Raw genomic sequence first — 15564 nt, 5'->3', positions numbered from 1 at the left:
AACCGTTCAGTTCGATTATTTTACTCCAGATCGGTAGCCTGTATATGTCGACAAACCAGAAAAGCAATGTCGCGCGCATCGTCAGCGAAAATGCCGGCACCGAAGAGGTGAAAGCGGAAGCTGCAGCTCCTGCCGAAGCCCCGAAGGCCGAGGCACCGCAGACGGCTCCCGCGCAGTCTGCGCCTGCTGTCGCACCGGCTGCTCCAAAGAAGCGCCGCAGTTTCGTGCTGCCCGTCGTCGTGCTCGCTCTTCTGGGCGGCGCCGGCTGGTACGGCTACGACTGGTGGACCAACGGCCGCTTCCTCGTGTCGACCGACGACGCTTATATCGAGGGTGACATTGCGACGATCTCGCCGAAGGTCACGGGCTATGTCGCGAAGGTGAATGTTGTCGCCAACCAGGAAGTCAAGGCAGGCGAGGTTCTCGCTACCCTTGATAACGGTGACTACCAGAACGCCCTCGACCAGGCGAACGCGCAGATCGAAACCGAGCAACTGTCGCTCAGCCGCATCGATGCGCAGATCGAAGGCGCCAAGGCGAGCCTTGTGCAGGCCCAGGCCCAGAAGACTGCCCTCGAAGCCACAGTGCGCGGCGCGGAGATCAAGCAGAAGCGCCAGAGCGACCTGCAGGCGAAGTCGGTCGGCACCACCGCAGATCTCGATGATGCCAATACGGCTCTCGATCAGGCGAAGGCAAATCTTGCCGGCGGCGATGCCAACATCGTTTTCGCGCAGGCCAACATCACAATCCTCGAGGCTCAGCGCAAGGAAGCCGAAGGCTCCGTGCGCACGATGGAAATCCAGCGCGACAAGGCCGCACGCGATCTCTCCTTCACCATTTTGAAGGCACCTTATGACGGCGTGGTCGGCAACCGTTCGGTTCAGGAAGGCGATCTCGTTTCGCCCGGTCAGCGGCTGATGGCGCTGGTGCCGACGCACCAGCTCTATATTGACGCCAACTTCAAGGAAACGCAGATCCAGCATCTGGTTCCGGGTTCGAAGGTCAACGTCCATGTCGATGCCTACAGCGACTATCCTGTCGTCGGCACTGTCGAATCCATCGCGCCGGCCTCTGGATCGGTCTTCTCGATGCTGCCGCCGGAAAATGCGACAGGTAACTTCACCAAGATCATCCAGCGGGTGCCGGTTCGCATCGCCCTGCCGCAGGATGCGCTTGATAGCGGTCGCCTGCGCGCCGGTCTCAGCGTTGTCGTCGACGTCGACACCCGCACGGCACCGGTGAAGTAAGCCCTAGGGCGGAGGTAGTCCCATGGCAGGGAGCGCGACAGCAACGGCGGGTTCGATCCCGGCAGCACCTGCGCATGCCGCCGATCGCATGGATCCCAAAAGGCTCATCGCTTTCTTCGCGATGGTGCTCGGGATGTTCATGTCGATCCTCGACATTCAGATCGTGTCGGCTTCGCTTGCCGAAATCCAGGCAGGCCTATCTGCCGGTACGGACGAAATCGGCTGGGTGCAAACGGCCTATCTGATCGCCGAAGTCATCATGATCCCGCTGTCGGGCACGCTGGCGCGTATCATCTCGACACGGTATCTCTTCGCAATCTCGGCTGCCGGTTTCACCATGGCGAGCGCCCTGGCCGCAACAGCGACGAACATCGACCAGATGATCGTCTACCGTGTCATTCAGGGCTTCATCGGCGGCGGCATGATCCCCTCGGTCTTCGCGGCCGCCTTTACGATCTTCCCGCCGTCTAAGCGTGCGATCGTTTCGCCGATCATTGGCCTCATCGCCACGCTGGCGCCGACCATAGGTCCGACTGTCGGCGGTTACCTGAGCCATGCCTTCTCCTGGCACTGGCTGTTCCTGGTCAATATCGTGCCCGGTATCATCGTCACGATCGTCACCTGGAATTTCATCGATTTCGACAAACCGGAACTGTCGCTCTTCAAGAAGTTCGACTGGTACGGCCTGCTGTCTATGGGTGTTTTCCTTGGCGCACTGGAATATGTGCTGGAAGAAGGCAATTCGAACGACTGGTTCAACGATAGCTATATCGTCATGGGAGCCGTCGCATCGGTTGTTGCCGGCATCGTCTTCTTCTATCGGGCCTTCACGGTGGAGTTCCCGGTGGTCGATTTGACGGCCTTCTCGAACCGAAACTTCTCCTTTGGCTCGGTATTCTCCTTCGTCATGGGCATCGGCCTATACGGTCTTACCTATATCTATCCTGTGTATCTCGGCCGTATCCGTGGTTACGATTCGCAGATGATCGGCGAGACGATGTTCGTGTCGGGCCTCGCAATGTTCTTCACCGCGCCGATCGCCGGCCGGTTGTCGACCAAGCTCGACCTGCGTTTCATGATGGCGATCGGTTTCGTCAGCTTTGCGGCAGGTACCTATATCATGACGCATCTGACGCAGGACTGGGACTTCTACGAGCTGTTCATCCCGCAGATCCTACGCGGCTTCGGCCTGATGATGTGCATGGTGCCGATCAACAATATCGCGCTCGGCACCCTGTCGCCGCAGCGTATCCGAGGCGCCTCGGGTCTCTTCAACCTAACGCGTAACCTTGGCGGCGCCGTTGGCCTTGCTGTCATCAACACCGTGCTCACCACCCGGCAGGATGTGCATTACGAGCGGCTGCGCGAGAACGTTCATTGGGGCAATACGGCTGCCATCGACCAGATGAACAATATGACCGCCAATTTCAACAATTGGGGCCTGGATGGCGCTAATGTCGCGGTCAAGCAGATGGTCGGCCTTGCGACCAAGCAAGCAATGATCCTTTCCTTCAGCGATATCTTCTTGATGCTGACAGTGCTTTTCCTGGCGATGATCCTTGGCGTCGTCATGATCAAGAAACCCGCGCCGCAAGGCGGCGGGGGAGGCGGTGGCGGCCACTGACCTCCGGCCGTCATTGCAAGAAAGGCCCTCTTCGGAGGGCCTTTTTGTTTTTCTGCGCCCGAGTTTTCGCGATCCATGAGCAGGTGTTTCGCCACGCAATCATTTTTTGATTTACGTACATCAAATTTGGCGTTAATGGTCTCCTCCAGGAGGAGTGATGAGGCCAACCGTTCATGATATCGCCGCTGCGGCGGGCGTTAGTCTTGCGACTGTGGACCGGGTTCTGAACCAGAGGCCGGGTGTGCGCCATGTGACGCGGGAGAAGGTGGAAACCGCGATCCGCGATCTCGGCTATGTGCGCGACGTGGCAGCTGCAAATCTCGCCAAGGGCCGCGTCTATCCGCTGACCTTCATTTTGCCCGCCAGTGACAATTCCTTCATGCATGGCTTGAATGCCGAAATCCGCGCGGCGATTGCGCGCTCGGCCGCCGAGCGTACGGACATTCGGATCGTCGAGGTGCCCGCCTTCGACCCGCAGGCGCTCGTGCGCGAGCTTGAAACAGTCGCGGCCGAAAAGCCCTCGGGGATCGCGCTGGTGGCCACCGACGCGCCTGAGGTGAAGGCGATTGTGGATCGGTTGGTCCATGACGGAATTCCCGTCGTCACACTGGTTTCCGATTTGACGGGATCGCTGCGTCATCATTATGCCGGCGTCGACAATATCGCAGCAGGGCGCACCGCCGCCCGCCTGCTCGGCCGTTTCCTTGGCGGCGCTAAAGGCGAGATCGCCGTATTGGCGGGTTCCATGTTGGTGCGCGACCATCGTGAGCGCCTGGAGGGCTTTGCGTCCGTCATGGCGCAGGAGTTTCCGGCGCTGCATCTGTTGCCGGTGCTCGAAGGCCGGGATGACCCTGAAGCTGCCCATATGCTGATTGCGGATGCACTTGGGAAGAACGACGGCATCATCGGCATTTACAGCCTCGGTGCCGGTAATCGCGGCCTGATCCGCGCACTGAAGGAAAAGGCTGCCGACAGGGCATTGACGGTCATTGCCCATGAATTGACGGCACATACTCGCGCTGCCGTTCTCGATGGCACTATCGACGCAATCCTCAACCAGGATGCCGGCCATGAGGTGCGCAGCGCGATCCGTGTTCTCAAGGCAAAGGCGGACGGGCTTGCCGTCATCGATGCGCAGGAGCGTATTCGCCTCGACATATTCCTGAAAGACAATCTGCCGTAACGGCAAAGGGAGAAACACCACATGTATCTGGGTCTCGATCTCGGAACTTCGGGCGTCAAGGCGATGCTGATCGACGGCGATCAGAAGATCATCGGCTCGGCCAATGGTTCGCTCGACGTCTCGCGCCCGCATTCCGGCTGGTCCGAACAGGAACCTGCCCATTGGGTACGCGCCACGGAAGAGGCCGTCGCCGGCCTCAAGGCCAAGCATCCGAAGGAGCTTGCCGCGGTCAAGGGCATCGGCCTCTCCGGCCAGATGCACGGTGCAACGCTGCTCGACGCTTCCGACAAGGTGCTGCGCCCCTGCATTCTGTGGAACGATACGCGCTCCTATATCGAGGCTGCCGCGCTCGACGCCGATCCGCGCTTCCGCAAGCTGACCGGCAATATCGTATTTCCCGGATTTACCGCGCCGAAGCTTGCCTGGGTTGCCAAGAACGAACCCGAGATCTTCGCCAGGGTCGCAAAAGTCCTGCTGCCGAAGGATTATCTGCGCCTCTGGCTGACAGGCGAGCATATTTCGGAAATGTCTGACTCGGCCGGTACGTCCTGGCTCGATACCGGCAAGCGTGCCTGGTCGTCCGAGCTTCTGGCTGCCACCAATCTCGATGAAAAACAGATGCCGACACTTGTCGAAGGCACGGAGCAGGGCGGCAAGCTGCGCGCCGCGCTCGCTTCGGCCTGGGGCATATCAGGCGATGTCGTTGTTGCCGGCGGTGCCGGTGACAATGCGGCCTCGGCCTGCGGCATGGGCACGGTCAGCGATGGTGCTGCGTTTGTTTCGCTCGGCACGTCAGGCGTTCTCTTTGCGGCCAACGCTGCCTACCTGCCGAAGCCCGAAAGCGCCGTCCATGCCTTCTGCCACGCGCTGCCGAATACATGGCACCAGATGGGCGTCATCTTGTCCGCCACCGATGCGCTGAACTGGCATTCGTCGGTTACCGGAAAATCGGCCGCCGATCTCACCAGCGAACTTGGCGAAAGCCTGAAGGCGCCGACCGGCGTGACTTTCCTGCCCTATCTCTCGGGCGAGCGCACGCCGCACAATGATGCAGTCATCCGCGGCGCCTTTATCGGCCTCGGACATGAAAGCAGCCGTGTGGTGCTGACGCAGGCAGTGCTGGAAGGCGTGTCCTTCGCGATCCGCGACAATCTCGAAGCGCTGCGGTCTTCGGGCACGGATATTTCCCGCGTCACGGCGATCGGCGGCGGTTCTCGTTCGCGCTACTGGCTTGCCTCGATCGCCACTGCGCTCGGCGTTCCGGTCGACCTGCCGGCGGACGGCGATTTCGGTGCCGCCTTCGGTGCTGCCCGCCTTGGCCTCATTGCTGCAACAGGCGCCGATCCGGTTGCCGCCTGCACCCCGCCGGTTACGGCCGGCACGATCGAGCCGGTCGCCGCACTCAGCGGCGCCTATGAGGATGCCTACAAGCGCTATCGCGCGACCTACCCGGCGATCAAGTCGCTGGTCCATTGATCCGTCCATAAGAACTGAACCCAAGGAGAACCCAAATGAGCACCGGATTTTTCGGCGACATCCAGAAAGTGAAGTACGAAGGCCCAGACAGCACCAATCCGCTGGCCTTCCGCTACTACCAGCCGGACGAAATCGTTCTCGGCAAGCGCATGGAAGACCATCTGCGCTTCGCGGTTGCCTATTGGCACACCTTCACCTGGCCGGGCGGCGACCCCTTCGGCGGTCAGACCTTCCTGCGTCCCTGGTTCGAAGACACGATGAAGGCTGCCAAGCTCAAGGCTGACGTCGCTTTCGAATTCTTCTCGCTGCTCGGCGCGCCCTACTACTGCTTCCACGACGCCGACGTGCGCCCGGAAGGCAAGAACTTTGCCGAAAACACCAAGAACCTGAACGAGATCGTCGACTACTTCGCCGAAAAGCAGGCCGCCACTGGCACCAAGCTGCTCTGGGGCACGGCGAACCTCTTCTCGAACCGTCGCTACATGTCGGGTGCAGCAACCAATCCGGATCCGGATGTCTTTGCTTTCGCCGCTGCGACGGTGAAGACCTGCATCGACGCCACGCAGAAGCTCGGCGGCGAAAACTATGTTCTGTGGGGCGGCCGCGAAGGCTATGAAACCCTCCTCAACACCGATATTGGCCGCGAGCTCGACCAACTCGGTCGCTTCCTCAACCTCGTCGTCGAGTACAAGCACAAGATCGGCTACAAGGGCACGATCCTGATCGAGCCGAAGCCGCAAGAGCCGACCAAGCACCAGTACGACTATGACGTCGCGACGGTCTACGGCTTCCTCAAGAAGCACGGCCTCGAAAACGAAGTGAAGCTCAACATCGAGCAGGGCCATGCGATCCTCGCCGGCCATTCCTTCGAGCATGAGCTGGCGCTCGCAAATGCGCTCGGCATCTTCGGCTCGATCGACATGAACCGCAACGACTACCAGTCCGGTTGGGATACCGACCAGTTCCCGAACAACGTTCCGGAAATGGCTCTGGCCTATTACTACGTTCTGGCGGGCGGCGGCTTCAAGACGGGCGGTACCAACTTCGATTCGAAGCTGCGCCGTCAGTCGCTTGATCCGGCAGACCTGCTGATCGGCCATATCGGCGGCATGGATTGCTGCGCTCGCGGCCTGAAGGCTGCTGCCAAGATGCTCGAAGACAAGGCTCTGTCGCAGCCGCTCGCAGACCGCTATGCCGGATGGAATTCGGCTGAAGGCCAGAAGCTCTTCCGCGGCGAATATTCGCTGGAAGAGATCACACAGTGGGTCGAAGGCAAGGACGTCAACCCGCAGCCGAAGTCCGGCAAGCAGGAATTGCTCGAAAACATCGTCAACCGCTACGTCTGATTAGTGGTTGGACTTTTTGAGGAGCCGGGGAGCGAAAGCTTCCCGGCTCTTTCGTTTGCGGAGGTGAATACGGCTCATTGTGCTGGTCGGTCCCATAGAAATCTGGCATGCATCAGCGGCGATGACGACAATGCTTGGAGCGCTTCATGTCTGACGATCGTAGGCTGCATTGGGAAAACGTCTATTCGACCAAAGGCGAGGCCGATGTCAGCTGGTTTCAGGAGAGCCCAGCACCCTCTCTAGACCTGATCCATCTCGTTCAGGCAAAGCAATCAGATGCCATCGTTGATGTGGGCGGCGGAGCTTCAAGGCTCGTCGATAGCCTTCTTGCCGAAGGGTTGGACCATGTGACCGTACTCGATCTCTCGGCGGCTGCGCTCGACAAGGCGCGAAAGCGGCTTGGCGCCAAAGGCGATCGGGTGACCTGGATTGCAGGTGACGCTACCCATTGGGAGCCACCGGAGGCCTATGACATCTGGCACGACCGTGCGGCCTTTCATTTCCTAACCGACGCGGTCGAGCAAGTGGCCTATATCGAGCGGTTGAAACGCGCGCTGAAGATCGGCGGGCATCTGATCATGGGAACTTTCGCCCTTGATGGACCGGAAAAGTGCAGCGGCCTGCCGGTTGCGCGACACAGCGCCGAGAGCCTCGCAAGTTTGCTGGGTGCTGGATTGAAACTGATCGATAGCCGCCGCCATGATCATTCGACACCCTGGGGCAGTGTGCAGAGATTCCAGTTCAGCACGTTCCAGCGGGTCGCATAACCCGCGAACCCGATAGCTTCAAAGCTGCGCTTCGATGGCGGCCTTGTCTATGACGGACCAGACGGTTTGGATTTTTCCATCCAGAAACTCGTAGAAGACATTTTCGGCGAACTGCACCTTCCTGCCGTTGACCGGGAAGCCAAAAAGCTCTCCCTTCGGTGTACAGTCGAATTGCAAGCGGCTCGCCACGCGCGGCGGCTCGCAGATCAGCAGCTGGATATCGAAAAAGAGATCGGGGATGGCGCGAAAGTCGCCCTTGAGCATCTCACGATAGCCGCGCAAGCCGATGCGCGTGCTATTGTAACGAACGTCCTCGTGGACGAAATTTCCGAGATTGGCCCAATCCTGGCCATTCAGGCAGGCAATATAGCCTTGGTATCTGTCGGCCAGTTGATCTTGCGTCATCTCGTTTGCCTCGCCTAACGAAAGGGTCCGTTGTCAACTTAGAACGGCGTGGCGTTCGGGCAATGGCAGATATCAAGGGGCTTCAAGCTTCGAGGCTAGCGCTTCTGCCAGTTGCGTGGCGGTGCGGAGACGGAATTGCGCACCACGAGATCCGGCCGCAGCAAGATTTCTTTCTCGGCGGGACGGCCGTCACCCAGCAGTTCCAGGAGCAGTGCCATGGCCTGTTTGCCGATTGCCGTGCGCGGCTGGCGGATGGTGGTCAGCGACGGGCTCATGAAGACGGCTTGCGGCACGTCGTCGAAGCCGGTGACTGAAAAATCCTGCGGGATATTGTAGCCGCGGGCGTTCAAGCCGATCATGACGCCGATCGCTGTCTGGTCGTTGACGCACATGAAGGCGGTCGGCAGCGTGTCGCGCATGAAAAGCTGCTCCACAGCATGGCGGCCGCTTTCGATCGTGCCATCGCCTTCCAGCACGATACGCGTGTCTTTCGGCACGCCGGCAGCGTCTAGGCCCGCGTCATAGCCCTGTCGGCGGCGGCTGTAGGCAAGGCGGGTGCGGGAGTCGCCGATGAAGGCGATCTTGCGGTGACCTTCCGCCAGAAGCAGGTCGACGGCTTTCCTTGCGCCCTCAATGTCGTCGACGCCGACATAGGGGATGCCACCATTGAAGACGGGTTCGAAGACGCCGACGCTCGGCGGTAGCTGCGCCGTAACCATCTGATGGCCGAACGGCAATATGCCGGTAAAGAGGATGAGGCCGGCCGCCTGGTTCGAATTGAAAAATTTCAGATATTCCAGGCCACGCTGCGCATCATTTTGCGTATGGCCGATCAGGACACCGTAGCCATGGGCCCGCGCCTCGTTTTCCAGGCCGATCAGGATGTTGGAAAAGTTGGGGTCGCCGATATCGGGCGCCACGACCAGGATCATGTTGGAACGACCGAGCCGCAGGCTGCGCGCCATAGCATTGGTCGTGTAGCCGGTGATGGCAATCGCCTGATTGACTTTCAGGCGCGTGGAATTGGCCACCTTTTCGGGCATGTGGATCGCCCGCGATACCGTCGCGATGGAAACCTCGGCGATCCGGGCGACGTCTTCGATTGTAGCGGGCGTGGAATTCGACACGTGGTCTGCCTTGGGCTGTCTTCGCCGCACACTACACAGACTTGTCGAGAGGTCAAAGTCACCGCACAACAGATCTGTGTAAATCCACGATGTAAACCTTTACATGCCTGATGTAAAGGTTTACATATGCCAACATAAGCGGATGGGAGCCGCAGGAGGAAATCATGACCGTGGATACCGCAGAGGCTGCACCGGTGGTGTTGTCCGCCAGGCGCATTTGCAAGTCTTTCAGCGGCGTGCAGGTTCTCTTCAGTGTCAACTTCGATCTCCGCGCCGGTGAAATCCATGCGCTAATGGGCGAAAATGGCGCCGGAAAATCCACTCTCGTCAAGATTCTCTCCGGCTTCGAACAGCCAACCTCCGGCGAGATCCTGCTCGACGGCGAGCCAGTGGTGCTGCCTCCGAACGGCGCAGCCGAAGCGCTCGGCATTGTCATCATTCATCAGGAATTCAATCTGGCCGAACATCTGACGGTCACCGAGAGCCTGTTCCTCGGTCGCGAGGTCACGCATTTCGGGGTGCTCGACCGCAAATACATGCGCTCGGAGACGCGTCGCGTGCTGGATGTGCTCGGTTCGCATGTCGATGAGAACGCGATGATCAGTTCGCTGTCGATCGCCGACAAGCAGATGGTCGAGATTGCCAAGGCAATCAGCCGCGATGCCCGCGTTGTCTTCATGGATGAGCCGACCGCCGTTTTGTCGCGCGAGGAAATCAATATGCTCTTCAAGCAGGTGCGTAAGCTGCGCGATCAGGGCACCAGTTTCGTCTTCGTTTCCCACAAGCTTGACGAGGTCATGGAGCTTACCGACAGGGTCACGGTCCTTCGCGATGGCCAGTGGGTGAAGACGGCTCCGACCTCCATGCTGGATGGTGAATCCATTGCGCAGCTCATGGTCGGCCGCGAGCTTTCGAGCCTCTATCCGGCCAAGGTCGAGCCCAATGTCGACGAGGAAGTCGTGCTTCGCGTCAGTTCGGTTTCGACCGGCTACGTGCAGGATGCGAGCTTCGAAGTGCGTAAGGGCGAGGTGATCGGATTTTCCGGACTTATCGGTTCGGGTCGTACCGAGCTGATGGAGGCGATCGCCGGTCTGCGTTCGCGCCTTTCCGGCGAGGTCGTCATCCACGGCGAAAGCGTGTCTTCGGGTGACGCGCGTGCCGCCAATCGCGCCGGCCTTGCCTATATGACCAAGGACCGCAAGTCCAAAGGGCTGCTGCTTGGCTCGGGCATGATCGCCAACCTGACGCTGCAATCGCTCGAACGCCATGTCAGCCATGGCTATCTGAGCCCGAACAGCGAAGCGGCAGCGCTTGCCAAGGCCAAGCGGCGCTTCGACATCCGCGTACGCGACGGCAATATCATTGCCGGCCGCATGTCGGGCGGCAACCAGCAGAAGCTGCTTCTCGCCAAGGTCATGGAGACCGAGCCGCAGATCATCATCATCGACGAGCCGACGCGCGGCATCGATGTCGGCACCAAGCAGCAGATCTATCATTTCATTTCGGCGCTCGCCCGCGACGGGCGGTCGATCATCGTCGTGTCCTCGGAAATGCCTGAGGTCATCGGGCTTTGCACGCGGGTTGCCGTGATGCGCGAAGGCCGGATCGTCGGCATCCTCGAAGGCGATGAAATTTCCGAGCAGGAAATCATGCGTTACGCCGCGGGGCTGAAGCGTCAAGCGGCTGCCTGATGCCGGCGAGGCGCGACGCGAGCGGACCGCGCGCGAGACAAACAAGATGCCCAGCAATCATGGGACGGGAGGTTGGTTTTGGACATGAGTGTTAACGAGGAGACCAGGGAGATCCGGCGCAGATCCTGGCGTGACGTCGATCTGCGCGCGGTTGCCCCCTTCGCCGCACTGGCCTTGCTCCTCATCGTGGGCGCACTGGTCAATCCGAATTTCATCGGCATCACCAATCTTACGAACGTTGCAACGCGTTGTGCCTTCATCGCCATCATCGCCGTCGGTGCGACCTTCGTGATCTCGGCAGGCGACCTCGACCTTTCCGTGGGCTCCATGGTGGCCTTCGTCGCGAGCCTGATGATCCTGCTCATCAATTCCGGCGTCATTGCCGATCCGGTGCTGATGCTGACTGCTGCCGTCGTCTTCGCCGTGGTCGCCGGTGCGCTTTGCGGTCTCGCAAACGGCCTCATCACGACTGTCGGCAAGATCGAGCCCTTCATCGCCACGCTCGGTACGATGGGCATCTATCGCGGTCTGACGACGTGGCTGTCGCAGGGCGGAGCAATCACATTGCGTTCGGCTGATATTCAGACGCTTTATCGGCCAGCCTATTTCGGCAGTATCTTCGGTGTCCCGGTTCCGATTGTCGTTATCCTGGTCGTTACCGCCATTGCGGCTTTCATTCTCTACCGTACGCGCTATGGCCGTCACGTCGTGGCAGTCGGTTCGAACAGCGATGTTGCCCGCTATTCCGGCATTGCGGTCAACCGGGTGCGCACAATCGCCTTCGTCATTCAGGGACTCTGCGTGGCGATCGCCGTGTTGCTCTATGTGCCGCGTCTCGGCTCGACTTCGGCAACGACGGGCATTCTGTGGGAGCTGCAGGCAATCACGGCTGTCGTTGTCGGCGGCACGGCCCTGAAGGGCGGTGCGGGCCGCGTCTGGGGCACGATCTGCGGCGCCTTCATTCTTGAGCTCGTCGGCAACATCATGCTGCTTTCGAACTTCATCAGCGAATATCTCATCGGTGCGATCCAGGGCGCGATCATCATCATCGCCATGCTGGTGCAGCGGTCGCTGGTGCGCAAATCGTAAGACAGGCCTGCTTCTCGGATTGGCCGGGATATCCAGGGCACCCGGCCCGGATTGAATAAGTCCCTGATATTTTTGGGAGGAAATAGCATGCGCAAGCTCATGTTGGGTCTGGCTGTTGCGGGGGTGGCTTTTGCCGGCGCAGCCTACGCCCAGGACAAGAATTATACGATCGGCGTGTCCATTCCGGCCGCCGACCATGGCTGGACGTCGGGCGTCGTGTTTCACGCCGAGCGCATTGCCAAGAAGCTGATGGCAGAGCATCCGGGCCTGAACGTCATCGTCAAGACCTCGCCGGATGCCGCAACGCAGGCAAATGCCGTGCAGGACCTCGACACACAGGGCATCGATGCGCTCGTCATCCTGCCGTCGGATCCGGATCCGCTCGTCAACGCCATCAAGGAAGTCAAGGGCAAGGGCAAGTTCGTTGCACTCGTCGACCGTGCGCCGTCGAGCAACGACAATTCCGTGCGTGACCTCTACGTTGCCGGCAACAACCCGGCGCTCGGCGAAGTCGCCGGCAAGTACATTGCCGAAAAGACCCCGGAAGCCGAGGTCGTCATCATCCGTGGCCTGCCGATCCCGATCGACCAGCAGCGCCAGGACGGCTTCGACAAGGGCATTGCAGGCTCCAAGGTCAAGGTTCTCGACCGCCAGTACGGCAACTGGAACCGTGACGATGCCTTCAAGGTCATGCAGGACTATCTGACCAAGTATCCGAAGATCGACGTTGTATGGTGCCAGGATGACGACATGGCTGTCGGCGTTCTGCAGGCCATCGAGCAGGCCAAGCGCACCGACATTCAGTATGTCGTTGCCGGCGCTGGCTCCAAGGACATGATCAAGAAGGTCATGGACGGCGACAAGCTGATCCCGGTCGACGTTCTCTATCCGCCGGCAATGGTCGGTACGGCCATGGAACTGACGGCTGCTGCGCTCTACGATCAGGTTCCGGTTCACGGCAACTACATCCTCGACGCAACGCTCGTCACCAAGGACAATGCCAAGAACTTCTACTTCCCGGATTCTCCGTTCTGATATCGGCTTTCATGCATGCGCCCATTCGAGAGGATGGGCGCATTTTTCATGCCTTCGGACAAGTTGAAGCCAAAATGCGGCACGTACCTCTTGCCGATCCGCGGCGAGCGTGATTAGGTCCAGACCGCGTTGATTTCGGCCCACCCGCTTAAATCTCTCGCATTGGCGGGGAGGCGCCTTTTCTTTATCGAACGGCGCGCTAAGATTTCTCGAAAACGTTTACGATCGATATTCAGGGAGGAAACTGACATGAAGACGATCAAGGGACCAGGCCTGTTCCTCGGACAGTTCGCTGGCGATACCGCGCCTTTCAATTCATGGGACGCGATCACCAAATGGGCGGCCGATATCGGCTACAAGGGCGTGCAGGTTCCGACCTGGGCAAGCCAGCTCATCGACCTCAAGAAGGCGGCGACGTCAAAGGATTACTGCGACGAATTCGCAGGCAAGGCACGTGAAAACGGCGTCGAGGTTACCGAACTTTCCACCCATCTCCAGGGCCAGCTCGTTGCCGTGCACCCGGCCTATGACGAAGCCTTCGACGGTTTTGCAGCACCCGAAGTGCGTGGCAATCCGAAGGCGCGTCAGGAATGGGCGGTGCAGCAGGTCAAGTATGCGCTGACCGCTTCCAAGCATCTCGGCCTCAAGGCGCATGCGACTTTCTCGGGCGCGCTTGCCTGGCCTTTCATCTACCCCTGGCCGCAGCGCCCGGCCGGTCTCGTCGAGACCGCTTTCGACGAGCTTGCCCGCCGCTGGAAGCCGATTCTCGATCATGCCGATGAAAACGGCATCGACGTCTGCTACGAAATCCACCCAGGCGAAGACCTGCACGACGGCATCACCTACGAGATGTTCCTGGAACGCGTCGGCAACCATCCGCGCGCCAACATGCTCTATGATCCCTCGCACTACGTTCTGCAGTGCCTCGATTACCTCGACAACATCGACATCTACAAAGACCGGATCAAGATGTTCCACGTCAAGGATGCCGAGTTCAACCCGACCGGACGTCAGGGCGTTTACGGCGGCTATCAGGGCTGGGTCGAACGTGCCGGCCGCTTCCGTTCGCTGGGTGATGGCCAGGTCGATTTCGGCGCCGTCTTCTCGAAGATGACCGCCAATAATTTCGACGGCTGGGCCGTGGTCGAATGGGAATGTGCGCTGAAGCATCCGGAAGATGGTGCCCGCGAAGGCGCTGAGTTCGTTGCGGCCCACATCATCCGCGTCACCGAAAAGGCCTTCGACGATTTCGCTGCCGGCGGCACGGATCAGGCAGCCAACCGGCGCATGCTGGGTCTGTCGTAAGCGGACCAGGATTTCGAGGAGAAAATCATGGCAATCGAAGCATCATCCGAACAGGCCCGCGAGCCGCGCATCCGGCTCGGTATGGTCGGGGGCGGGGCAGGGGCCTTCATCGGCGCCGTTCACCGCATCGCGGCGCGTATCGACGATCAGTATGACCTGATCGCCGGCGCGCTCTCGTCGACGCCGGAAAAGGCTGCCCAGTCCGGTCGCGATCTCGGTCTCGATCCGTCGCGCACCTATTCCAGCTACCGGGAAATGGCGATCCGCGAAGCGAAGCTGAAGAACGGCATCGAAGCCGTTTCGATCGTGACGCCGAACCACGTCCATTATGACGCCGCCAAGGAATTCCTGCGCCGCGGCATCCATGTCATCTGCGACAAGCCGCTGACATCAAACCTTGCCGATGCCAAGAAGCTGAAGAAGGTTGCCGACGAGAGCGGTGCGCTCTTCATCCTGACACATAACTATACCGGCTATCCGATGGTTCGTCAGGCGCGCGAAATGGTTGCCAATGGCGAGCTCGGCGATATCCGTATCGTTCAGGCCGAGTATCCGCAGGACTGGTTGACCGAAGCGATCGAACAGTCCGGCCAGAAGCAGGCCGCATGGCGCACCGACCCGGCGCAGTCCGGCGTCGGCGGTTCGACCGGCGATATCGGCACGCATGCCTATAACCTGGCGTCCTTCATCACCGGTCTCGAACTCGACAGCCTTGCTGCCGATCTCGACAGCTTCGTGCCGGGCCGCCGTCTCGATGACAACGCCCATGTGATGCTGCGCTTCAAGGCCAAAGGTTCGGAAAAGCCGGCCAAGGGCATGCTCTGGTGCAGCCAGGTGGCACCGGGCCATGAGAATGGTCTCAAGGTGCGCGTTTACGGCACCAAGGGTGGTATCGAATGGGTTCAGGCCGATCCGAACTATCTCTGGTACACGCCGTTCGGCGAATCCAAGCGGCTGATTACCCGCAACGGCGCTGGCTCCGGCGCGGCCGCTGCCCGCGTTTCCCGCGTTCCATCGGGCCATCCGGAAGGTTATCTCGAAGCGTTCGCGACGATCTACACGGAAGCCGCACATGCCATCAACGCGCACAAGAGGGGCAAGGCGGTCGACAAGGCCGTGGTCTACCCGACAGTCGATGACGGTGTGAAGGGTGTCGCCTTCGTCGAAGCCTGCGTGGCTTCATCCAAGCGCAACGGCGCCTGGGTCAAGGTCTGAGTTTACGTGTCGATCAGGTCCTTATGATCAAAAACGCCGGGGCGGTTCGATATC

At 60.1% G+C, this 15564-nt stretch carries 13 protein-coding genes; 11 read left to right on the top strand and 2 right to left on the bottom strand.

Annotated elements, in window-relative coordinates; genetic code table 11:
* Positions 1-44 precede the first annotated feature (44 nt).
* The 6 genes from LVY75_29995 to LVY75_29970 all read left to right on the top strand — a co-directional run bounded on the left by LVY75_29995 (position 45) and on the right by LVY75_29970 (position 7643).
* Positions 45-1247, top strand: coding sequence for an HlyD family secretion protein (locus LVY75_29995; GenBank protein XAZ22994.1), 1203 nt, complete (start codon positions 45-47; stop codon positions 1245-1247).
* Between the two features lie 22 nt (positions 1248-1269).
* Entirely contained in the window at positions 1270-2871 is a 1602-nt protein-coding gene (locus LVY75_29990) for a DHA2 family efflux MFS transporter permease subunit (protein XAZ22993.1), read from the top strand.
* 157 nt (positions 2872-3028) lie between these two features.
* Entirely contained in the window at positions 3029-4054 is a 1026-nt protein-coding gene (locus LVY75_29985) for a LacI family DNA-binding transcriptional regulator (protein XAZ22992.1), read from the top strand.
* Between the two features lie 21 nt (positions 4055-4075).
* A complete protein-coding gene (xylB, locus tag LVY75_29980; protein ID XAZ22991.1) occupies positions 4076-5530 on the top strand; it encodes a xylulokinase in 1455 nt (484 codons plus the stop codon).
* A 35-nt stretch (positions 5531-5565) separates the two neighbouring features.
* Complete coding sequence (gene xylA / locus LVY75_29975; protein ID XAZ22990.1) at positions 5566-6876, top strand: xylose isomerase; 1311 nt, start codon at positions 5566-5568, stop codon at positions 6874-6876.
* Between the two features lie 146 nt (positions 6877-7022).
* Positions 7023-7643, top strand: a complete 621-nt coding sequence (locus LVY75_29970) for a class I SAM-dependent methyltransferase (GenBank protein XAZ22989.1) — start codon at positions 7023-7025, stop codon at positions 7641-7643.
* 18 nt (positions 7644-7661) lie between these two features.
* Here LVY75_29970 and LVY75_29965 read toward each other — a convergent pair whose 3' ends face one another.
* Both LVY75_29965 and LVY75_29960 read right to left on the bottom strand, forming a co-directional pair.
* The gene (locus LVY75_29965; protein ID XAZ22988.1) at positions 7662-8048 is read right to left on the bottom strand and encodes an ester cyclase; all 387 of its coding nucleotides are present in this window, start codon (positions 8046-8048) and stop codon (positions 7662-7664) included.
* 95 nt (positions 8049-8143) lie between these two features.
* A complete protein-coding gene (locus LVY75_29960) occupies positions 8144-9175 on the bottom strand; it encodes a LacI family transcriptional regulator (GenBank protein XAZ22987.1) in 1032 nt (343 codons plus the stop codon).
* Positions 9176-9339: 164 nt separating this feature from the next.
* On the opposite strand from LVY75_29960, the gene LVY75_29955 reads away from it, so the two are divergent.
* From LVY75_29955 to LVY75_29935, 5 genes are all read left to right on the top strand, one after another.
* Positions 9340-10866, top strand: a complete 1527-nt coding sequence (locus tag LVY75_29955) for a sugar ABC transporter ATP-binding protein (protein ID XAZ22986.1) — start codon at positions 9340-9342, stop codon at positions 10864-10866.
* An 84-nt stretch (positions 10867-10950) separates the two neighbouring features.
* Entirely contained in the window at positions 10951-11955 is a 1005-nt protein-coding gene (locus tag LVY75_29950; GenBank protein XAZ22985.1) for an ABC transporter permease, read from the top strand.
* Between the two features lie 87 nt (positions 11956-12042).
* Positions 12043-12990, top strand: coding sequence for a substrate-binding domain-containing protein (locus LVY75_29945; protein ID XAZ22984.1), 948 nt, complete (start codon positions 12043-12045; stop codon positions 12988-12990).
* 249 nt (positions 12991-13239) lie between these two features.
* Positions 13240-14295, top strand: a complete 1056-nt coding sequence (locus LVY75_29940; GenBank protein XAZ22983.1) for a sugar phosphate isomerase/epimerase — start codon at positions 13240-13242, stop codon at positions 14293-14295.
* A gap of 27 nt (positions 14296-14322) precedes the next feature.
* The gene (locus tag LVY75_29935; protein ID XAZ22982.1) at positions 14323-15510 is read left to right on the top strand and encodes a Gfo/Idh/MocA family oxidoreductase; all 1188 of its coding nucleotides are present in this window, start codon (positions 14323-14325) and stop codon (positions 15508-15510) included.
* Positions 15511-15564 lie beyond the last annotated feature (54 nt).

Source organism: Sinorhizobium sp. B11 (assembly GCA_039725955.1).
Lineage (GTDB): Bacteria > Pseudomonadota > Alphaproteobacteria > Rhizobiales > Rhizobiaceae > Rhizobium.
The sequence above is the reverse complement of the archived record's forward strand: the minus strand, read 5'-3'. Positions and strand labels throughout refer to the sequence as shown.